This is a genomic window from Streptomyces sp. NPDC001634, from assembly GCF_040298185.1.
Taxonomy (GTDB): domain Bacteria; phylum Actinomycetota; class Actinomycetes; order Streptomycetales; family Streptomycetaceae; genus Streptomyces.
The window spans coordinates 75,595-95,592 of record NZ_JBEOZU010000018.1; the positions used below are offsets into that span (position 1 = coordinate 75,595).

Annotated in this window: 17 protein-coding genes; 4 read left to right on the forward strand and 13 right to left on the reverse strand. The window is 70.1% G+C overall.

What is annotated here, in order from left to right:
• Positions 1 to 8: 8 nt before the first annotated feature.
• Positions 9 to 1,832, reverse strand: a complete 1,824-nt coding sequence (locus ABT186_RS14410; RefSeq protein ID WP_351925240.1) for a bifunctional metallophosphatase/5'-nucleotidase — start codon at positions 1,830 to 1,832, stop codon at positions 9 to 11.
• A gap of 207 nt (positions 1,833 to 2,039) precedes the next feature.
• Positions 2,040 to 3,323 (reverse strand): adenylosuccinate synthase, encoded by a 1,284-nt coding sequence (locus ABT186_RS14415; RefSeq protein ID WP_351223071.1) that lies wholly within the window; start codon positions 3,321 to 3,323, stop codon positions 2,040 to 2,042.
• Between the two features lie 195 nt (positions 3,324 to 3,518).
• On the opposite strand from ABT186_RS14415, the gene ABT186_RS14420 reads away from it, so the two are divergent.
• Positions 3,519 to 4,373: a diacylglycerol kinase catalytic domain-containing protein gene (locus ABT186_RS14420; RefSeq protein ID WP_351223069.1), complete on the forward strand. Its 855-nt coding sequence runs from the start codon at positions 3,519 to 3,521 to the stop codon at positions 4,371 to 4,373.
• Here the strand turns inward: ABT186_RS14420 and ABT186_RS14425 are convergent.
• The 3 genes from ABT186_RS14425 to ABT186_RS14435 are packed head-to-tail and all read right to left on the reverse strand — an operon-like array spanning position 4,351 to position 7,195.
• A complete protein-coding gene (locus ABT186_RS14425; RefSeq protein ID WP_351223067.1) occupies positions 4,351 to 4,989 on the reverse strand; it encodes a Uma2 family endonuclease in 639 nt (212 codons plus the stop codon). The genes ABT186_RS14420 and ABT186_RS14425 overlap by 23 nt on opposite strands.
• A gap of 35 nt (positions 4,990 to 5,024) precedes the next feature.
• Positions 5,025 to 5,804: an ethanolamine ammonia-lyase subunit EutC gene (eutC, locus tag ABT186_RS14430; protein WP_351223065.1), complete on the reverse strand. Its 780-nt coding sequence runs from the start codon at positions 5,802 to 5,804 to the stop codon at positions 5,025 to 5,027.
• Complete coding sequence (locus ABT186_RS14435) at positions 5,801 to 7,195, reverse strand: ethanolamine ammonia-lyase subunit EutB (protein ID WP_351925242.1); 1,395 nt, start codon at positions 7,193 to 7,195, stop codon at positions 5,801 to 5,803. The genes eutC and ABT186_RS14435 overlap by 4 nt, the downstream gene beginning before the upstream one ends.
• 203 nt (positions 7,196 to 7,398) lie before the next feature.
• Between ABT186_RS14435 and ABT186_RS14440 the strand changes: the two genes are divergently transcribed.
• A complete protein-coding gene (locus ABT186_RS14440; RefSeq protein WP_351223061.1) occupies positions 7,399 to 8,910 on the forward strand; it encodes an APC family permease in 1,512 nt (503 codons plus the stop codon).
• Between the two features lie 7 nt (positions 8,911 to 8,917).
• Here the strand turns inward: ABT186_RS14440 and ABT186_RS14445 are convergent, their stop codons facing one another.
• Positions 8,918 to 9,406 carry a GbsR/MarR family transcriptional regulator gene (locus tag ABT186_RS14445; RefSeq protein ID WP_351223059.1) on the reverse strand — a complete coding sequence of 163 codons (489 nt, stop codon included), beginning with the start codon at positions 9,404 to 9,406 and terminating at the stop codon, positions 8,918 to 8,920.
• A gap of 102 nt (positions 9,407 to 9,508) precedes the next feature.
• Here ABT186_RS14445 and ABT186_RS14450 point away from each other — a divergent pair, with 102 nt between their 5' ends.
• Positions 9,509 to 10,441 (forward strand): ABC transporter ATP-binding protein, encoded by a 933-nt coding sequence (locus tag ABT186_RS14450; protein WP_351925244.1) that lies wholly within the window; start codon positions 9,509 to 9,511, stop codon positions 10,439 to 10,441.
• Entirely contained in the window at positions 10,438 to 12,048 is a 1,611-nt protein-coding gene (locus ABT186_RS14455; protein WP_351223055.1) for an ABC transporter permease, read from the forward strand. The genes ABT186_RS14450 and ABT186_RS14455 overlap by 4 nt, the downstream gene beginning before the upstream one ends.
• A 9-nt stretch (positions 12,049 to 12,057) precedes the next feature.
• On the opposite strand, the gene ABT186_RS14460 is transcribed toward ABT186_RS14455, so the two are convergent.
• From ABT186_RS14460 to ABT186_RS14490, 7 genes are all read right to left on the reverse strand, one after another.
• Entirely contained in the window at positions 12,058 to 13,278 is a 1,221-nt protein-coding gene (locus ABT186_RS14460; protein ID WP_351223053.1) for a cytochrome P450, read from the reverse strand.
• A 68-nt stretch (positions 13,279 to 13,346) separates the two neighbouring features.
• On the reverse strand, positions 13,347 to 14,018 hold the full coding sequence (locus ABT186_RS14465) for a response regulator (protein WP_351223051.1): 672 nt from the start codon (positions 14,016 to 14,018) through the stop codon (positions 13,347 to 13,349).
• Positions 14,015 to 15,364 carry a sensor histidine kinase gene (locus tag ABT186_RS14470; protein ID WP_502973201.1) on the reverse strand — a complete coding sequence of 450 codons (1,350 nt, stop codon included), beginning with the start codon at positions 15,362 to 15,364 and terminating at the stop codon, positions 14,015 to 14,017. Before ABT186_RS14470 ends, ABT186_RS14465 begins: the two co-directional genes overlap by 4 nt.
• Before the next feature lie 141 nt (positions 15,365 to 15,505).
• Positions 15,506 to 16,183: a response regulator gene (locus tag ABT186_RS14475; RefSeq protein ID WP_351223049.1), complete on the reverse strand. Its 678-nt coding sequence runs from the start codon at positions 16,181 to 16,183 to the stop codon at positions 15,506 to 15,508.
• Positions 16,180 to 17,541, reverse strand: a complete 1,362-nt coding sequence (locus tag ABT186_RS14480) for a sensor histidine kinase (RefSeq protein WP_351223131.1) — start codon at positions 17,539 to 17,541, stop codon at positions 16,180 to 16,182. Before ABT186_RS14480 ends, ABT186_RS14475 begins: the two co-directional genes overlap by 4 nt.
• A gap of 196 nt (positions 17,542 to 17,737) precedes the next feature.
• Positions 17,738 to 18,955, reverse strand: coding sequence for an acyltransferase family protein (locus ABT186_RS14485; protein WP_351925246.1), 1,218 nt, complete (start codon positions 18,953 to 18,955; stop codon positions 17,738 to 17,740).
• Positions 18,948 to 19,913 carry an alpha/beta hydrolase gene (locus tag ABT186_RS14490; RefSeq protein ID WP_351223129.1) on the reverse strand — a complete coding sequence of 322 codons (966 nt, stop codon included), beginning with the start codon at positions 19,911 to 19,913 and terminating at the stop codon, positions 18,948 to 18,950. Before ABT186_RS14490 ends, ABT186_RS14485 begins: the two co-directional genes overlap by 8 nt.
• Positions 19,914 to 19,998 lie beyond the last annotated feature (85 nt).

The window sequence follows — 19,998 nt, forward strand, 5'->3', positions numbered from 1 at the left end:
GCGGCCGTCTAGAACACCGGGGTCCCGCCCTGCGTCAGCTTCCAGTTGACGTCCGCGAAGTCCGCAGGGTTCAGGGTGCCCTTCGCCGTCACGTAGTCGATCATCAGCTGGCGGATCTCGTTGGTGGAGCTGTAGGCGATGTCGGCGGCGGCGATGTGCGGGTAGCCGCTGCCGCCGTTGGCGCGGTAGTTGTTGACGGCGACGACGAAGACCTGGTTGTCGGCGACGGCGGCGCCCTTGTAGGTGAGGTTCTTGATCCTCGACCCCTCGGGCTGAGCGATGTCGATCTCGTAGTCGACGCCGGCGGCGGTGTCGTACATGTAGTCCCAGAAGTTGTTGGCGTTGGTGAGGGTCGAGGTGTCGACCTTCGTGCCGGACGGGACCTGGTGGTAGTACTTCGCCGCGTACTCCAGGTAGTCCTTGAGCTGGGCGCCGGTGAGCTTCTTGCCGTACAGGGTGTTGTCGTAGATGTAGAGCCCCGCGATGTCCTTGATCGTCACGCTCCCCTTGGGGATGTCCGCGGTACGGCTGAAGGGCGCGGCGACGGAGATCAGCGGCAGGGCGGCGTCGGCGGTGGAGAGCCCCTTGGCGACGCTGTCCATCTGGACCTGGTGGATGAAGTCCATGATGGGGACGTCCTTCCAGCAGGACTCCGCCGCCGAGAGGTCCTCCGTGCAGGTGCCCACGGCCGTGTTGACGTACTTCACGACAAGGTCGTGGTCGGCCTGGAGGAGCCGGGTGATCTCCGGGTCCTCCTCGACGTCCTTGGGGTTGAGGGTCTGGGCCTTCTTGCTCGTGACCTTCCACTGGCCGCAGTGCAGTTCGAGCTCGAAGTCGAAGACCGTCAGGCGCATGCCCCAGCAGTACGGCTCGGAGAGGAGGACGTCCTCGCCGGTCTCCTCGTTCTTGACGGTGTAGGAGGAGACCTCGACGTGGGTGTGGCCGACGAGGATGGCGTCGATACCGGGGACCTGCTCGGCCACCAGGTTGGAGGCGTTCTCGACGTAGGGGAGTTCACTGCCGTAGGACGAGGACCCGTCGAGCCCGGAGTGGTCGGTCAGGAAGACGACGTCGCACCCGAGGGCCCTCAGGCGCGGCACGTACTTCTTGGCCTGCTCGACGAGCCCGGGGAACACCATCTTCCCGCTGACGTTGTCCCTGTCCCACAGCGCGATGCCGGGGTTGGTGAGCCCGAGGATGCCGACCTTGATGTCGGGGGCGCCGGGGACGCAGATCCGCTTCACGGTGTACGGGTGGAAGGCGGGCCGCAGGGTCTTGGCGTCGAGGGCGTTGGCGCCGAGCAGCGGGAAGTGACACTGCTTCTCGAACTTCCGCAGCAGGTCGATACCGTAGTTGAACTCGTGGTTGCCGAGCGCGGCGGCGTCGTACCGCATCGCGTTCATGGCGACGGCCATGGGGTGCTTGGGGCCGTGCTTGCCGTCGGTGCCGGTGATCGGGTCGACGCGGGCGTAGTAGTACGCCAGCGAGGTGCCCTGGATGATGTCGCCGGCGTCGACGAGCAGGACGCGGTCCTCGCCCTTCGCCTCCCGCTGCTGCTTGATGAGGGTGGCGACGCGGGCGACACCGACGGAGTTGCCGGCCTTGTCCTTGTAGGCGGCGTCCTTGTAGTAGTCCCAGTCGAAGACGTGGCTGTGCAGGTCGGTGGTGCCCAGGATGGAGAACGACCAGGTACGGGGCGCCTTTCCGGGTCTGTGGTCGTCATCGGCGGCCTGTGCCGTACCGGCACCGACGGCACCCGCGGCGGCGACGGCCGCACCGGTGACGGCCGACTTCTGCATGAACTCCCGGCGGTTCATGGGGTTGACGGGCATACGGGGCTCCTGGGACTGGGGTGAGGGAGTCAACTGGGCGTGCCGTGCGGGGGATTACAGGACTACACGCGTAGATAGTTGCGTCACCCCGGTTGCGCGCGAAACCCCCAATACCCCATGTACAGGTCAAGGATGAGTCATGAAAAGACCACGCCCCCGGTGCGGCCGGAGCCTCACCGGGGGCGTGACGGAGACATAGCCCCGTGACTACAGGAACGAGTTGATCTCGATCGTCTCGTCGCGGCCCGGGCCCACGCCGATCGCCGAGACCGGGGCGCCCGACATCTCCTCCAGGGCCTTGACGTAGTTCTGGGCGTTCTTGGGGAGGTCCGCGAAGGTCTTGGCCTTCGTGATGTCCTCCTGCCAGCCGGGCAGGTACTCGTAGACCGGCTTCGCGTGGTGGAAGTCCGTCTGGGAGTAAGGGAGCTCCTCGACGTGCCGGCCGTCGATCTCGTACGCGACACAGACCGGGATCTGCTCCCAGCCGGTGAGGACGTCGAGCTTGGTGAGGAAGAAGTCGGTCAGACCGTTCACCCGGGTCGCATAACGGGCGATCACCGCGTCGAACCAGCCGCAGCGGCGGTCGCGGCCCGTCGTGACACCCCGCTCGCCGCCGATGCGGCGCAGCGCCTCGCCGTCCGCGTCGAACAGCTCGGTCGGGAAGGGGCCCGAGCCGACGCGGGTCGTGTACGCCTTCAGGATGCCGATGACCCGGCTGATCTTCGTCGGGCCGACGCCGGCACCGGTACAGGCACCGCCCGCGGTCGGGTTCGACGAGGTGACGAAGGGGTACGTCCCGTGGTCGATGTCAAGGAGCGTGCCCTGGCCGCCCTCGAAGAGCACCACCTTGTTGTCGTCGAGCGCCTGGTTGAGGATCAGGACGGTGTCGGCGACGTACGGCTCGATCTGCTCCGCGTAGCCCAGCAGCTCCTCGACCACCTGGTCGACGGCGATCGCACGCCGGTTGTACAGCTTGGTGAGGATCTGGTTCTTGACGTCGAGGGCCGCCTCCACCTTCTGGGTGAGGATCGACTCGTCGTACAGGTCCTGGACACGGATGCCCACGCGGTTGATCTTGTCCGCGTACGTCGGGCCGATGCCACGGCCGGTGGTGCCGATCTTGCGCTTTCCGAGGAAGCGTTCCGTCACCTTGTCGACGGTGACGTTGTACGGCGTGATGATGTGCGCGTTTCCGCTGATCAGGAGCTTGGACGTGTCGACGCCACGCTCGTTCAGACCGCTCAGCTCGGAGAGCAGGACCGACGGGTCGACGACGACGCCGTTGCCGATGACGGGCGTACAACCGGGAGAGAGGATTCCGGAAGGGAGGAGGTGCAGTGCATACTTCTGGTCGCCGACGACCACCGTGTGGCCGGCGTTGTTGCCGCCCTGGTAACGCACCACATAGTCCACAGAGCCGCCGAGCAGATCGGTGGCCTTTCCCTTGCCTTCGTCACCCCACTGAGCACCGAGCAGCACAAGTGCGGGCACGCGCGTACACCCCTTCCGGGTGGGGCATGTCCAAGGTCAGGGGCGTACGCGGAGGGTCCACCGCCGCGTGCACCGCGACCGTCATTGGCCGCAAACCGTCGGACCGGATGCCCCGGAATAGACGAAGCCCCTGGCGCAATAGCGCAAGGGGCTCTTGCACAAAGATGCTACCCGAGGAAGCGAGGCAGGACCGAGGTGGCAACTTCCGAGCAGCTCCTCGTGGTCATCGACCCGGTCGCCCGTCACTGTGACGGCGAGTCGGTACGGATCGCAAAAGACGTGCTCAGCGCGGGTGCGGAGACCAAAATGTGCCTCCCCGACGGGCCCGAGGAATTCGCCCGGGCGCTGGACCGCAGGGGGTCGCGGCGGCCCGTGGTCGTGGGCGACGACAGGGCGCTGCTCCGCGCGGTGACCCTGCTGCACCGGCGGCGGGAGCTGGGCGTGACGGGGCTGTCACTCGTGCCGGTCGGCAGCGTGCTCTCGCTCGCGCGGTCCCTGGGGGTGCCGACGGGAGCGGTGGCTGCGGCCCGGGCGGTGCTGGACGGGGTGGAGCGGCGGCTGGATCTGCTGGTCGACGACAGCGACGGGGTGGTGCTCGGGGATCTGCGGATTCCGTCCGTGCCGACCGTGCCGTCCCAGCGCGACGGAATGCCGGCCGGGGACGGGGCCGTGTCGGGGCGGCCGTGGGTACGGGTGCGGCAGTCGCTCGTACGGACCCTGGCGGCACGCCCGGCCAGGCCCGCGTCGCCGCCGGGGCCGGGGCCTTCGCGGCTGCGGGTGGAGGTCGACGGAGTGACGCTGGTGGACCTGGACCAGCCGGTGGAGGGGGTGTCGGTGACGCCGGATTCCTCCGGGGCGGCGGTCGTGGAGGTGCGGCCGGTCTCGGTGGGTGCGGAGGCGTCGCCGCTGGAGACGCGCGGGCGGGCCGTGACCGTGTCCGGGGCGGATTTCCGGTACTGGGCGGATGCGGTGGTGACGGGGCCGGTGCGGACGCGTACGTGGACGGTGTGGGAGGGGGCTTGGGGGCTTACGGTGCCGGCGGCGGGGTGAGCCGACCCTTGTCGTTCTTCTTGGGCCTGTGGAACCCAGTGGTGTCGAGAGCGAAGCCGAACGGGTCGGGGATGTAGAGCTTCTCGCCGAACGGCTTGGTGAGGCTTTGCTCGTATCCGACCTGGGCCGACGGGGTGAAATAGATGGTGGCCTCCTCGTCCTGCATGTTGAGGATGAGGTAGACGGGGACACCTGCTTTCCCGTAGACCCGCACCTTTTCGTTCAGGTCTGCGCTGCGAGTCGATGTCGAGGTCAGTTCCGCGACGAAGGAGAGAGCCTCGCCGTCCAGACGGTGGCTGGTGCTCTCACGCGTCGACTCATGGGCGGCGTGGACGTCCGGGCCATACGCACGCTCGACTCCTGGGAACACGTACAGTGCCGGGAGTCCGCTGATCCGATGCCCTTCGGGCAGGTACGGACGCAGCCGATCACAGATCAGCTCCATGACCCTGAGGTAGTAAGCCTTCTGCCATGGCGACACGACGATGTTCCCCCTGATGATTTCGGCCCGGTAGCCGTCGGGCACGTTCAACTCGTCGAGGACGTCAAGCATCTCCTCGAAGCTGCCGCTGGGCTCAGTGCCGCTTATCACCGGTCGCTCTGCCATGAGTGTCATGATGCGCCCTCCCCTTGATACGGACCAGCCACCACTCAGAGTAGCCGCTCGCGTACGTTGCCGTGATCGGATTCGTCCTTCAGCTCCACCCCCGTCCGCCCCAGCTCCCGCGCCCTTCCCATCAGCACCGCAAGCTTCCCCGCCGCCGTCCCGTACGACAGCCCCTGCGGTGGCCTGATGTTGGACAGACAGTTCCGGTCGGCATCCGTCGTGACCCCCGGAACCGGGGCGTACGTCAAGTACGCCCCCAACGAGTCCGCCGCCGACATGCCGGGCCGCTCCCCGATCAGGACCACCACCTGCCGCGCGCCCATGGCATGCGCGATGTCGTCACCCAGAGCCACCCGGGCCTGCTCCGCGAGCACCACCGGCGCCACCCGCCACCCGGCCGGCAGCAGCTCCGTCGTCGCGCGGACCATGGCCGCCGCATGGTCGTGCACGGCACGGCTGGACAGCCCGTCGGCCACCACGAACACCACGTCCCACGCGTCGTGCGGAAGGTGCGCGCGGTCCACCACGTCCAAACGGCGGCCCAGGTCCGGCCGCTGGAGGTACGTCAGCCGGTCGGGCGCCGCGCTGCGCACCCGTATCGTCGCCATGCCCGGCAGGGCCGCCGCGACCGTGTCCGGGTCGAACGGCGAGTGCACCGCGTCGCGCGCCGCCGCGTGCGCGGCCTGCAGCTCCAGGCGGTGTCTGGTCGGCAGCCCCGAGCCCGCCCGGCCCAGGCCGATCCGGGCCTGGGTGTGGCGGCGCAGGGCCGCCCACATCGGAAGGTCCGACTCGCCCTCGTACACGGATAGTTGATGGATCGTCATGCTGCCAGCTCCCTGCCGATCGCCGTCAGCGGATGCCCCGTACCCGTCACGTCCCTGATCGCCCCACCCGCGTCCAGCAGACCGATCCCGCCCAGCCACTCCTCGAACTCCGGTGCCGGGCGCAGGCCCAGCACCTCGCGCAGGTACAACGCGTCGTGGTACGAGGCCGACTGGTAGTTGAGCATGATGTCGTCACCGCCCGGCGTGCAGATCACGAAGGACGCCCCGGCCACCCCGAGCATCGTCAGCATGGTCGCGATGTCGTCGTCGTCCGCGTCCGCGTGGTTCGTGTAGCAGATGTCCAGGCCCATCGGCAGGCCGAGCAGTTTGCCGCAGAAGTGGTCCTCCAGGGCCGCGCGGAGGATCTGCCGGCCGTCGAAGAGGTACTCCGGGCCGATGAAGCCGACGACCGTGTTCACCAGCAGCGGTTCGTAGCGGCGGGCCACCGCGTACGCCCGTGCCTCCACCGTCTGCTGGTCCACCCCGTGGTGCGCTTCCGCCGACAGCGCGCTGCCCTGACCCGTCTCGAAGTACATGGCGTTGTGGCCGACCGTGCCGCGGTCCAGGGACCGTACCGCCTCGTACGCCTCGTCGAGCAGGCCGAGCGTGACGCCGAACGACGCGTTCGCGGCCTCGGTGCCCGCGATGGACTGGAAGACGAGGTCCACCGGTGCGCCGCGCTCCATCAGGTCCACGCTGGTCGTCACATGGCACAGCACACAGGACTGGGTGGGGATCGCGTACCGCCGGATCACCCCGTCGAGCAGCTCAAGCAGGTCCCGTACCGCCTTCGGGCTGTCCGTCGCCGGATTGATGCCGATCACCGCGTCGCCCGAGCCGAGCAGGAGACCGTCGAGGAGGGCCGCTGCCACGCCCGCCGGGTCGTCCGTGGGGTGGTTCGGCTGGAGACGGGTCGCCAGCCGCCCCGGCAGTCCGATCGTCGAGCGGAACGCCGTCACGACCCGCACCTTGCGGGCCACCGCCACCAGGTCCGCGTTGCCCATCAGCTTGGAGACCGCCGCGGCCATCTCCGGCGTCAGCCCGGGCGCGAGCGCGGCCAGCGCCGCGGCGTCCGCCGCGTCCGTGAGCAGCCACTCGCGGAACTCGCCGACCGTCATGCCCGCCACGGGCGCGAAGGCGAGGGCATCGTGCGTGTCCACGATCAGCCGGGTCACATCGTCGTCCTCGTACGGGATCACGGGCTCGGCCAGGAAACGGGCGAGCGGAACCTCCGCCAGCGCCCAGCGCGCCGCCACCCGCGCCTGCGCGGACTCGGCGGCGAGCCCGGCGAGCCGGTCCCCGGACCGTTCGGGGCTCGCGGCGGCCAGCAGGCGCGCGAGCGAGTCGAAGCGGTAGCGGTGCCCGCCGAGGGTGCTGGTGTACGTGGTCATGCCGGGGACCGTACGAGGGCGGCGCGGGCCCGGTCCACGGGCCGCCGGAGAGTTAACAAGAGCGTTCGCCCCGACCGGATTCTAAAGGTCTGGTTGACAAACATTTAACGCCCCGAGACCCTTGTGCGACTCATTCGGGCCACAGAGTTCCACTCCAGCAGCAGTGCGCAGAGCGATCACGGCAACCAGGAAGGGGCCACCCGATGGCAGTACAAGAGGGCGTAGCCCCGGACGCGAAGACAAGCGGTGATGGCACCGTTCACCGGCTGAAGCCCAACGCCGTGGGCCTGCTGGGCGTGGTGTTCATGGCCGTCGCCACCGCCGCGCCGATCACCGCGATGACGGGCAACGTGCCCTTCATGGTGTCGGCGGGCAACGGCATCGGAGCCCCCGCGAGCTATATCGTCGCAATGGTTGTCCTGGCAATCTTTTCCGTCGGCTTCACATCGATGGCGAAGCACATCACCTCGACCGGCGCCTTCTACGGGTTCATCTCCTACGGCCTCGGCCGCACGATGGGCCTGGCGTCCGGGCTCCTCGCGACCTTCGCGTACGTCGTCTTCGAGCCGGCCCTGATCGGCATCTTCTCGACCTTCGCCACCACGACGCTCAAGGACCAGACGGGCGTCGCCATCCCGTGGTGGGCGTTCGCGATCCTGATGCTCGCCATCAACGCGGTGGGCACCTGGTTCGGCGTCGACGTCGCCGAGAAGCTGCTCGTCGTCCTGCTGGCCACCGAGGTCACCGTCCTCGCGGCGATGGCGATATCCGTCGCCCTGCACGGCGGCGGCCCGCACGGCTTCACCTTCGCCCCGGTCAACCCGGTCAACGCCTTCAAGGGGACGAGCGCCGGGCTCGGGCTCTTCTTCGCCTTCTGGTCGTGGGTCGGCTTCGAGTCGACGGCGATGTACGGCGAGGAGTCCCGCGACCCGAAGAAGATCATCCCCAAGGCCACGATGATCTCTGTCCTCGGCGTCGGTGTCTTCTACGTCTTCGTGTCCTGGATGGCGATCACGGGCAACGGCGAGACGGAGGCCGTGAAGGCGGCCTCCTCGGCGAACCCGCTCGCCCTCTTCTTCAACCCCACCGAGCACTACGTCGGCCACTGGGCGGTGGTCCTGATGCAGTGGCTGATGATCACCGGCTCGCTGGCGTGCGGCATGGCGTTCCACAACTGCGCCGCCCGCTACATGTACGCGCTCGGCCGCGAGGGCGTCCTGCCGTCGTTGCAGCGGACCATCGGCCGTACGCACCCCCGGCACGGCTCGCCCCACATCGCGGGCCTGGTGCAGACCGTGATCAGCGCGGTGCTGATCGGGGCGTTCTGGGCCGCGGGCAAGGACCCGTACACCGGCACGTACGTCCTGCTCGCCATCCTCGGCACGATGGCGATCCTGATCGTGCAGGCCGTGTGCTCCTTCGCGGTCCTCGTCTACTTCCGTTCCCACCACCCCGAGAGCCGCCACTGGTTCAGGACCCTCGCCGCCCCGCTCATCGGCGGCATCGCAATGCTCGCCGTGGTGGTGCTGCTGGTCTCCAACATGGGGGTCGCGGCGGGTCCCGAGTCCGGCTCGCTGGTCCTCAAGGCGACGCCCTGGCTGGTGGCGCTGGTCGCGGCAGCGGGCATCGGCTATGCGCAGTATCTGAAGCGGAGGTCGCCGCAGCGGTACGCGCTGCTGGGGCGGACGGTGCTGGAGGAGACCAAGGAGCGCTGACGGCGCTTCACTGACCGAAGGTCCTCTCGCGGTGCACCCGCCACCGCTCCATCATGGCCGAGATCTCGCCGTCGACGAACTCGAAGAAGGCGAGCGTCTCGGCCATGCGGCGCCCCGCCGGGGTGGTGGCGCCGAGACTGACGACGCCTTCACGCAGGGCGCTCTCCCACCGCTTGAGGACGGCCTCGCGGTTGGTGAGGGCCTCGTACCACTGGTTGCTGTGCACCCGGTACCGCTCGCGCCGTGAACCGGGTTCGCGCTCACGCGAGACCATGTGCTGCTGGGCCAGGTAACGCACCGCCCCGGAGACGGCGGCGGGGCTGACCTTCAGTTGTTCGCCCAGCTCGGCGGAGGTCAGGGCGCCCTCGTCGGAGGCGAGGAGCGCGGCGAAGACCCTGGCCGGCATCCGCTGCATGCCCGCCTCGACGAGCTGCGCCGCGAAGGTCTCCACGAACTTCGACACCGTTTCCGGATCACGCCCCACTGCGTCCGCCATGCGTCGATCATCTCCCCTGCTCGGACACCGTCCACAGTCTATCCGGAGTTTGTACACTTCCTTAACTTCACAAATTTCTGAAATAAGCGTACCTTCCGAAGCATGACGAAGGCCATCACCGTTTCCGGACTGCACAAGTCATTCGGCAGGACGCACGCACTGGACGGCCTCGACCTGGATGTCGAGAGCGGCGAGGTCCATGGCTTCCTCGGCCCGAACGGTGCCGGGAAGTCGACCACCATCCGGGTCCTGCTGGGCCTGCTGCGCGCCGACTCCGGCGCCGCACAGGTGCTCGGCCGCGACCCGTGGACGGACGCGGTGGAGGTGCACCGCCGGATCGCCTACGTCCCCGGCGACGTGACCTTGTGGCGCAACCTCTCCGGCGGCGAGGTCATCGATTTGTACGGTCGGCTGCGCGGAGGCACACGCGGAGGCCTCGACCGGCGGCGCCGGGCGGAGCTGATCGAGCGGTTCGAACTGGACCCGACGAAAAAGGGCCGGACGTACTCCAAGGGCAACCGGCAGAAGGTCGCCCTCGTCGCCGCCTTCGCCTCGGACGTCGACCTGCTGATCCTCGACGAGCCGACATCGGGCCTCGACCCGCTGATGGAGGAGGTCTTCCAGCGCTGCGTGGAGGAGGAGCGCGACCGCGGCCGTACGGTCCTTCTCTCCTCGCACATCCTCAGCGAGGTCGAGGAGCTCTGCGACCGGGTGAGCATCATCCGCAAGGGCCGCACGGTCGAGACCGGTTCGCTCGCCGACCTGCGTCATCTGACGCGGACGAGCGTCACCGCCGAACTCGCCGGCCCGCCCAACGGGCTGGCGCACCTGCCGGGCGTCCACGACCTCGACGTACAGGGTCACCGGGTCCGGCTCCAGGTCGACACGGACAAACTGGACGGGGTGCTCAGGTCGCTCGGCGAAGCGGGGGTGCGGTCGCTGACGTCGACACCGCCGACGCTGGAGGAGCTGTTCCTGCGGCACTACGAGGACGATCTCCGCGAGGAGCCCCACGAGGGGGCGGTGTCCCGATGACCGCGGCGGCATCGGCCTTCGCCGTACGGACCGGGGGATCACGTCAACTGGCCGGTACGGGAACGCTGCTCGGGTTCGCCCTGCGCCGCGACCGGGTGATGATCCCGGTCTGGGTCGCCGTCAACGCCCTGATGGTGCTGTCGATGCCGGGCACCCTGAAGAGCCTGTACAGCACCCCGGCCGACCGCGCCGACCTGGTCGACCAGATGGCCACCAACACCTCGCTGCGGGCCATGGTCGGACCGGTCTTCGGCCAGTCGCTGGGCGCACTCACCGCCTGGCGCGTCGGCGTCTACGCCGGACTGCTCGCCGCGGTCATGAGCCTGCTCGTCGTCGTACGGCACACCCGCGACGAGGAGGAGAGCGGACGGCAGGAACTGATCTCCTCGGCGATGGTGGGGCGGCGCGCCCCGCTGACGGCGGCGCTGCTGGTCACAGCGGTCGCGAACGGCGCACTCGCGCTGGTGATCACGGCGGGCCTGGCCCGGCACGGGGCCGCCGGGGCCCTGTCGCTCGGGCTTGCGGTCGCGGGCGTGGGCATGGTCTTCGCCACGATGGCGGCGATCGTCGCGCAGCTGACGGAGAGCGCACGGCTGGCGCGCGGGCTGACGGCCGCGGTGCTGGGCGCCGCCTTCATACTGCGCGCGGCGGGCGACGCGGCGGCGAACCACGGCTCCTCCGTGCTGACCTGGCTCTCCCCGCTCGGCTGGCTGGAGAACGAACGCTCGTACGCGGGCGAACGCTGGTGGGTGCTCCTTCTCTTCGCCGCGGTGGCGATGGTCCAGGGCGCGGTGGCCTACACACTCGCCGGCCGCCGTGACATCGGCATGAGCTTCCTGCCCACGCTCCCTGGCCCCGCCACCGGCCGCCTGGGCTCGGCGGGCGCGCTGGCCTGGCGGCTGCAGCGCGGCAGCGTGCTGGGCTGGGGCGTCGGCTTCTTCCTCGCAGGGGTCGTCTACGGCGCGATGACGACCGGCGCCACGAAGCTCGTCGGCGACAACGAGAAGGCCCGCGAGATCTTCGAACGCATGGGCGGCCAGTCCGGGCTGACGGACGCGTTCCTCTCCGCGATGGTGGGCGTCATGGGCCTGGTCGCGGCCCTGTACATCGTGGCAGCCGTGTTGCGCCTGAGCGGCGAGGAGACATCGGGCCGGGCGGAGCCGGTGCTGGCGACCGCGGTGGGCCGGCTGCGGTGGGCCGCCGGTCACCTGCTGATCGCCTTCGGCGGAGCCGTACTGATCATGCTGCTGGCGGCCCTGGGCTTCGCGCTGGGCTACGGCAAGGAGGTGGGCCCGATCCTGGGCGCCTGCCTGGTGCAACTTCCGGCGATCTGGGTGATCGGCGGAGTGGCGGTCCTCCTTTACGGGGTGCTCCCCCGGGGTGCCGTGGCGGCGTGGGGCGTGGCGGGGGCCGCGCTGCTGATCGGCTGGGTGGGGCCCGCGCTGAACCTTCCACAGGCGGTACTGGACGTGTCCCCGTTCGGGCATCTGCCGAAGCTGCCGGGCGGGGAGATGGCGTGGGGGCCGGTGCTGACGCTGACCGGGATTGCGGTGGTACTGGTGGTCGCCGGGCTGGTGGGGTTGCGGAGGCGGGACGTGACCACCTGAGGGCTTCGGTCAGCTGATCTCCACGCCCAGCCCCTCCAGCCCCCTGATCACAAAGTTCGGCTTCCGCTGCGGCTCGGCCGCCAGTCGCAGCGTCGGAGCCTTCTCCAGCAGGGCCGTCATGGATGCCGCCAGCTCGATACGGGCGAGCGGCGCGCCGATGCAGTAGTGGATGCCCGCGCTGAAGGAGATGTGCGGGTTGTCCGTGCGGGTCAGGTCCAGTTGCTCGGGGGCGGTGAAGACCGCCGGGTCGTGGTTCGCCGAGCCGAACAGCATCGCGATCTCCGCGCCCCGCGGGATCACCGTGCCGTCGATCTCGATCTCGTCCAGGACCCAGCGCTCGAAGAGCTGGAGCGGGGTGTCGTACCGCATCAGCTCCTCCACCGCGGTCGGGACGAGCGAGTGGTCCGCGCGCAGCGCAGCCAGCTGGGCCGGGTTGCGGAACAGCGCCCACCAGCCGTTCACCGTCGCGTTCACCGTCGCCTCGTGACCCGCGTTCAGCAGCAGCACACAGGTCGAGATCATCTCCTGCTCGGTGAGCCGGTCGCCCTCGTCGTACGCCGCGATCAGCCCGGAGATCAGGTCCTCGCCCGGCTCCTTGCGGCGCTCCGCGATCAGTTCCCGGAGGTAGTCCGAGAACTCGACCGACGCCCGCACCGCCTTCCGCGCCGTCTCCTGCGACGGGCTGAGCTCGTACATCCCGCAGATGTCCGCCGACCAGGGCCGCAGCTGTGCGCGGTCCGCCTCCGGGATGCCCAGCATCTCGGCGATCACCGCGACAGGCAGCGGCTCGGCGACATCCTTCAGCAGGTCACCCCCGCCCGCCTCCACCAGACGGGACACGAGGTCGCCGGCCAGCCCGTGCACATACGGCCCCAGCTGCTCCACCGTCCGCGGCGTGAACGCCTTCGACACCAGTCGCCGGATACGGGTGTGGTCCGGCGGCTCCAGGTCCAGCATCCCGTGGTCGTTGAGCGTGTGGAACGGCTCCTGCTCGGGCGGCGGCGCCGTCCGGCCGAAGTCCTCATGCGTGAAACGGTGCTGATACGTCCGCCCGAGGCGCCTGTCCCTCAGCAGCGCCGAGACATCCGCGTGGTGCGCCACCAGCCACTGGTTGCTGGGCTCGTAGTAGTGCACACGGCCCCGCGCACGCAGCTCGGCATAGGCGGGGTACGGGTCGGCGACGAACGCCGGGTCCCAGGGGTCGAACGCGAGGTCGGATCGGGCTGCCATGCCCGGACGCTAGCCCGGCCTCCCCCTCTCTGACCAGAGGTGTCTCACCCGCCGGGGCCGCCGGCGGGTCAGCCCGGTGTCACCAGTCTCGCCTCGTACGCGAACACCGCCGCCTGCGTCCGGTCCCGCAGCCCCAGCTTCACCAGGATCCGGCTCACATGGGTCTTGATCGTCGACTCCGCGACCACGAGCCGCTCGGCGATCTCCACGTTCGACAGGCCCTGGGCGATCAGGACCAGCACCTCCGTCTCCCGCTCGGTCAGATCGCCGTACGCCGCCTGCACGGGCCCGAAACGCGGCCGATCGGACAGCTTCGAGAACTCCGCGATCAGCCGCTTGGTCACCGAGGGGGCCAGCAGGGCCTCGCCGGACGCCACCACCCGCACCCCGTCGGCGAGCTGGCGCGCCGAGGCGTCCTTGAGGAGAAAACCGGAGGCTCCCGCCCGCAGTGCCTGGTACACGTACTCGTCGAGGTCGAACGTCGTCAGCACCAGCACCTTCGCCGAGCCGTTCGCGGCGACGATCTCCCGGGTCGCCTCGATACCGTTCAGCTCCGGCATGCGGATGTCCATCAGCACGACGTCCGGGGCCAGTTCACGGACCCGGTCGACCGCCTCCCTTCCGTTGACCGCCTCCCCGACGACCTCGATGTCCGGCATCGCGCCGAGCAGCACCGAGAAGCCCTCCCGGACCATCATCTGGTCGTCGGCGATCAGTACGCGGATGGTGCCACTCGTCACGCGGCATCATCCGCCGTGGCCACCGGCAGGAACACCGTCACCTCATACCCTCCGTCGTGCATCTCCCCCGCCGTCATCTCGCCGTTGAGCATCGAGACCCGCTCGCGCATGCCCGTTATGCCATGACCGGCGCCGTGCATGGACTTCTCCAGCATGACCTGCGGCGCGGGGCCGTTGACTATGCGCAGGCCCAGCCCGCCGAGCACATAGCCGATCTCCACCCGGGCCGTGGCGCCCGGTGCGTGCCGCAATGTGTTGCTGAGCGCCTCCTGGACTATGCGGTACGCCGACAGCTCGACGCCCTGCGGGAGTTCACGCACCGCGCCCGTGACCACCTTGTCGACGGTGAGGCCCGCGTCCCGCACGTTCGCCAGCAGGGCGTCCAGGTCGGCCAGGGTGGGCTGCGGTGCGTCCGGGGCTTCGTAGTCCTCCGCCCGTACGACGCCCAGGACACGGCGCAGCTCGGTCAGGGCCGCCACCGCGTTCTCCCGGATGGTGGTGAAGGCCTTCTCCAGCTCCGGCGGCGGGTTCTCCACGCGGTACGGCGCGGCCTCCGCCTGGATGGCGACCACCGACATGTGGTGGGCGACCACGTCGTGCAGTTCACGGGCGATCGTCGTGCGCTCCTCCAGCAGGGTCCGCTTGGAGCGCTCGTGCGCGGTCACCGACTGCTGGACGGTCATTTCCTGCTCGGCCTCCCGGCGGATGTGCCGGACGGTGACGACGAGAAGGATCAGCGCGGAGAGGACCAGCATCGGTCCGGTGTTCGTGCCGTCGTAGGGGCGCCAGATGAAGCCCGACTCGGCGAGGAGGCCGAAGGCCGCCGTCAGCAGCCACATCCACCCGGCCACGCGCGGGCGCGTACGGATCGCCACGACCGTGAGCACCACCAGGTGGGAGACGAAGCTGCCGGGCGCCCACGGCCAGTCCATCGCTGCGCCACCCAGGAGGGCGACGAGGGCGGTCGACGCGAGGGAGATCCAGAAGGCACCGGCCGGCCGGACCAGCGTCAGCAGCACCGGGACCAGGACGAGGATGCCCCACACCGCGCCCAGCGCGTCGCCGCCACGGCTCGACCAGGCCGCGAACATGGCCAGCGCGCCGGCCGCGACGACGACGGCATGCGGCGTCCAGACCGCGCGCTCCCGCATGCGGCCCCGCAACCTGCGGGTGAGCGGACCGTCCACGCTCATGCGGGGCAACGGGCGGTAGGCGAAGGCGTCATGGACCAGGTCCTGCCGCAGCCCGCGCAGGGCGTCCGCGGCCAACCGGAACTCGGGGCTGCGCGGTTTGCGCGGGCTGAACGCGCCTTCGTGCGTGGTCTGCGTGTGCGGCATCTCGGTCACATCAAAAACGGTAGGCGGAGTGGGGGGCCGCGGTCGTCACCAGTGAGGAGGGTCCTTCGGGGTCCGTCTCAGGTACTACGGGTCCCTACTGCGGGTCCTTACGTTGTGGGTGGGCTGGTTTCGGTCACTCGTAGGATCCTTTCAGCGGCCGCCGCCCGGCCGCACCAGGCCCGACTCGTACGCGAACACCGCCGCCTGGGTGCGGTCCCGCAGGCCCAGTTTCACCAGGATGCGCCCCACATGGGTCTTCACGGTCTGCTCGGCCACGACAAGGCGTTCGGCGATCTCCGCGTTCGACAGGCCCTGGGCGATGAGGGCGAGAACCTCCGTCTCCCGCTCGGTGAGATCGCCGACACGCTCCTTGAGCGGAGCACGGGGCGTACTGCCCAGGCGGGAGAACTCGGCGATCAGCCGCCGGGTGATCCCGGGCGCGAGCAGCGCGTCACCCGCCGCCACCACCCGTACCGCTTCGGCGAGCTGGTCGGCGGAGGCGTCCTTGAGGAGGAAGCCGGAGGCGCCGGCGCGCAGGGCGTCGTACACGTACTCGTCGAGGTCGAAGGTGGTGAGCACCAGGACCTTGGGGTGCGGGTTGTCCTCGGTGATGCGGCGGGTCGCTTCGATACCGCCCAGCTCGGGCATGCGGATGTCCATCAGGACGACGTCCGGGGAGAGTTCGGCAACCTTGGCGATCGCGTCCTTCCCGTCGACGGCCTGTCCGACGACCTCGATATCGGGCCGGGTGTTGAGCAGCACCGTGAAGCCCTGCCGGACCATCATCTGGTCGTCCGCGATCAGTACGCGGATGGTGCTGCTCGTCATCGCTTCTCTTCTCCTGTCGCAGGGGTGGGGTCGTCGTCGGGCGGCGGGTCCTTGGGGCTGGGCAGGAAGCACGCCACCGCGAAGCCGCCGCACGACGTCTCGGACGTGACGAGGGTGCCACCGAGCATCACGGCGCGCTCCCGCATGCCGAGCAGGCCGTGGCCCGCGCCCGGAGAGAGCGGGGCCGGGCGCGTGGGACGGGAGTTGATGACCCGCACCTGCAGGCCCCGCGGGAAATAGGCGAGTTCGACACGGACGGTGGAGCCGGGGGCGTGCCGCAGCGCGTTGCTGAGGGCCTCCTGGATGATCCGGTACGCGGACAGCTCCACACCGGGTGACAGCGGCCGCACCTCGCCGGTGATCTCCGTCAGTACCTCCAGACCGGCCGCGCGGGTGTTCTCCACCAGGGCGTCGAGCCGGTCGAGGGTGGGCTGCGGGGAGTCGGGGGCTGCGCCGCTGCCGCTCCCTATGCCGTAGGGGTCCTCGGGGTTCTCCGAGCGCAGCACGCCCAGGACGCGGCGCAGTTCGGTCAGGGCCTCCAGCGCGTTCTTGCGGATGCCGTCGAGGTTCTCCTTCAGTTCGTCGGGCGGGTTCTCCACCAGGTGAGGGGCGACCTGGGCCTGGATGGAGATGACCGACATATGGTGCGCGACGACATCGTGCAGTTCACGGGCGATGCGGTTGCGCTCCTCCAGGAGGGCGCGGCGGGCGCGCTCCTCGGCGGTGACGGTGGTCAGTTCGACGAGTTGCGTGCGCGCCTCACGACGGCCGCGCAGCGCCATGCCGAGCAGAACTACGCCGACGAAGACGACCACCGCGAGCACGCCCGTCGAGGAGTAGGCGACCTCGCCCACGAGTCCCTCGATGACATACGCCGAAGCGACGGTCAGTGCCAGGGCCTCCACGGCGACCCGGGTGGGCATGCGCAGGGCGAGCAGGAACAGCACAAGCGCCTGTACGGCGATGGTCGCCGGGGTCCACGGCCAGGGGACGCCTGCGCTGATCATGGTTCCGGCAGGCAAAGGGCCGACCGGCTCGTAGTGGATGCCCATGGGCACGCTCGGGCTCAGCCGTGGCCGGACCGCCTCGGCGGCCAGGAAGGCGGCGAACGACGACAGCCACCAGGCCGGAACGGGCCGCCACAGCGCGAGGCCCACAGCGGTCCCCTGCATCAGCGCCACCGCCAACGCGAACGCGACGCTCATCTGGTAGTCGCTCTGCAGCAGGACCGTGTTGAGGCCGGTCAACTCCACGGCGAGCAGGAGAACCAGGACGTGAGGCAGCCACCGCAGTAGCCGGGGACGGGACAGGGGAGGCAACGGATGCCGGGCCACGGTCCACAGGTCGTCGCGGAGCATGCGAAGCAGACCGTGCAACCGCCGCAGCAGATGGCGGGCGGTCGGGGGCTGCTGACGGGTGGGCCCGCCCGGCGGGGCAGGGCCGACCGGGATCCCGGGGCCGCCCGGCGAAGTCACCCCCCGCATACCGCGGGGCCCGGCGAAGTCGTCGCCGTCCGCAACACCGCTGTGCTCCCCACCGTTCACCCGGTCAACCCTAGGCACCATGAGTCGTCCTGGCTGCCGTACGGCCGGAGCGTCGGTGGACGCGGACCACGCGGGAACGACGGCCCCTGGTACGGCGCGGCCCCTGCTCGTAGGAGCGGAAGGCGGACCAGCACACGGCGAGGACGAGGACGAACCCCGGGAGCCAGGCCAGCCGGAACGCCACCCAGGTCAGGTCGTCGGGGACGGTGTGCAGGCCCGGCAGGCGTCCCGCCAGAAGGCCCGTCGCGGTGGTAGCCATCAGGGCCGTCTGATGCCAGAGGAAGATCGTCATCGCGGAGAGGTTCACCAGCGCCACCGCCGCCCAGGTCAGGGGACGGCGCATCGCGCGGCGCAGCCGTTCGCGCAGCAGGAGTGCCAGTCCGCACTGGGCCAGGCCGAAGGTGACGGCGGCCAGCGTCGGCGGGTTGAGGTTGGAAACCGCGGAGCCCGGAACACCCACCATCGACGCCGGGTAACCCGCCAACGCCACCAGCCCCGCAGTCGCCGCCGCGCCGCCGACCAGCAGCACCCATCCCGCGCGCCGGCCGTCCAGCTCGCCGCGCGTCCAGGCCGCACCCAGCGTGTACGGCACGAGCCAGCCCGCTGCCAGGTTCACCCAGCCGAGCCGGGACGGGCCGCCGAATCCGAAGCGGACGAGGTCCACATGGAGGACGACGGCCAGCGGCCACAGCGGGTTGAGACGCGTCAGCAGCGGGGTCGCCGCCGTCAGGGCCGCGAAGACCAGCAGGAACCACAGGGGCGACAGGGCCAGCTTCACCAGGGTGCGGACGGTGCCGTCGTCCGCACCCGTCACCAGCAGGCCGCAGGCCACGACCGCCCACAGGGTCACCACGGCCGCGACGGGCTTGAACAGCCGGGTCAGTCGGCTGCCGAGCCACTTGCCGTAGGTGACGCCCCGCGCGCGTGCCGACGCATACCCCTTCGTCGCCACATGGCCACCCACCAGGAAGAACACGGCGAGCGTCTGGAACACCCAGGAAATGGGGGCCAGCCACGGCATGTGGTGCAGCGGGCTCGCGGTGTGCAGGGCCCCGCCGTCCGCGACCAGGGCGGTCACCAGCCAGTGGCCCAGGACCACGCCGAGGATCGCGAAGGCGCGCAGGGCGTCGACCGCGCGGTCCCGCTCCGCGGGGGTGGCCGTGTCTATTCGGCCGGCCGCGGTGCGCAGGGCGTTCAGGGCCGGCCGGTGCGGACCGATCTCACGCATGGGTCACCTCCGACGTCTTGCCGAGGACGATCCGAGCCAGATTGGTCAGGGAGACCGAGCCCGGTTTGAAGTAGTCGCTGTGGCCGCCGGTCCCCGCGGCGAAGACACGGGCGCCGTAGGCCCGGGACACCGGGTCCGTGCCGAAGCCGACGGTGGTGCCGAACAGGTCCGCGCTGATGTGGGGCACATCGCCGATCCAGTCGCCGACGCCGCGGGCCGCCCAGACGCGGGCGTGTGTGTGCAGGGCGGCAGCGGAGTCCACTCCCGTGCCGGGGCTGCCGACCAGGACGACGTCCTGGATGTCCGCACCGGCGGCCCCGCCGGCGCAAACCACCGTCCCGTAGGAGTGGCAGAGGAGGGAGATACGGGGCAAGCGGCCCACCGCACCGCGCAGTTCGCGTATGAACCGGTCCAGCAGCGGGGCGGCCTCATCGGCCCGGGTCGTCGTGAGGGCACCCGTGCTGAGCATGCGGGGCGTGTCGTAGCCGAGCCAGGCGATGACCGCGGTGTGCGGGCCCGTGCTGTTGTGGAGGGCGAGCGCGCCCGCGCGGAAGCGGTTGTACGTGTCCAGCGTCGTGTCGGAACCCGGGACCAGGACCGCGATGTGCTGCGCCGTGGCCAGGTCTCCGAAGACCTCCGTCGCACGGCCCGTACCCCGGCCGTCGAAGGCCAGGAAGTCGCGGGCCGGGGAGGCCATGGCACGGTCCGACGCTGCGCGGCCGTGGTCACCGTGGGCCGCGGCCATCCGGGACGCCTCGGCGGCGTTGGCACGGTTCGCCGCGTACGTCTCAGTGAGCGTGGCCACCGAGATCGGGGCGAGCGCCGCCGGGGGCGGGGCCGGAATCCGGGGACGCGCGGCGGCCGAGAGCGGAACGACCACGGCAGCCATGACCAGCACGGCGACCAGGGAGCGGCGGAGGCGGCCCGGCTGAAGTCCGCCGAGACTCAGCCGCCCGATATGCCGACGACGACCGCGCCCGCTGCCCTCCGCAGCGACCCGGTCGACACCTTCAGCCCGATCGCCACCGTGAGCCCGATCAACA

What these genes read in the sequence shown, in the direction of transcription:
- ABT186_RS14455 (WP_351223055.1), top strand. Translation starts at nt 10,438, where the DNA reads ATGACCGCGGCGGCATCGGCCTTCGCCGTACGGACCGGGGGATCACGT.
- ABT186_RS14480 (WP_351223131.1), bottom strand. Translation starts at nt 17,541, where the DNA reads ATGCTCCGCGACGACCTGTGGACCGTGGCCCGGCATCCGTTGCCTCCC.
- ABT186_RS14450 (WP_351925244.1), top strand. Translation starts at nt 9,509, where the DNA reads ATGACGAAGGCCATCACCGTTTCCGGACTGCACAAGTCATTCGGCAGG.
- ABT186_RS14425 (WP_351223067.1), bottom strand. Translation starts at nt 4,989, where the DNA reads ATGACACTCATGGCAGAGCGACCGGTGATAAGCGGCACTGAGCCCAGC.
- ABT186_RS14485 (WP_351925246.1), bottom strand. Translation starts at nt 18,955, where the DNA reads ATGCGTGAGATCGGTCCGCACCGGCCGGCCCTGAACGCCCTGCGCACC.
- ABT186_RS14435 (WP_351925242.1), bottom strand. Translation starts at nt 7,195, where the DNA reads ATGACCACGTACACCAGCACCCTCGGCGGGCACCGCTACCGCTTCGAC.
- ABT186_RS14445 (WP_351223059.1), bottom strand. Translation starts at nt 9,406, where the DNA reads ATGGCGGACGCAGTGGGGCGTGATCCGGAAACGGTGTCGAAGTTCGTG.
- ABT186_RS14460 (WP_351223053.1), bottom strand. Translation starts at nt 13,278, where the DNA reads ATGGCAGCCCGATCCGACCTCGCGTTCGACCCCTGGGACCCGGCGTTC.
- ABT186_RS14475 (WP_351223049.1), bottom strand. Translation starts at nt 16,183, where the DNA reads ATGACGAGCAGCACCATCCGCGTACTGATCGCGGACGACCAGATGATG.
- ABT186_RS14410 (WP_351925240.1), bottom strand. Translation starts at nt 1,832, where the DNA reads ATGCCCGTCAACCCCATGAACCGCCGGGAGTTCATGCAGAAGTCGGCC.
- ABT186_RS14440 (WP_351223061.1), top strand. Translation starts at nt 7,399, where the DNA reads ATGGCAGTACAAGAGGGCGTAGCCCCGGACGCGAAGACAAGCGGTGAT.
- eutC (WP_351223065.1), bottom strand. Translation starts at nt 5,804, where the DNA reads ATGACGATCCATCAACTATCCGTGTACGAGGGCGAGTCGGACCTTCCG.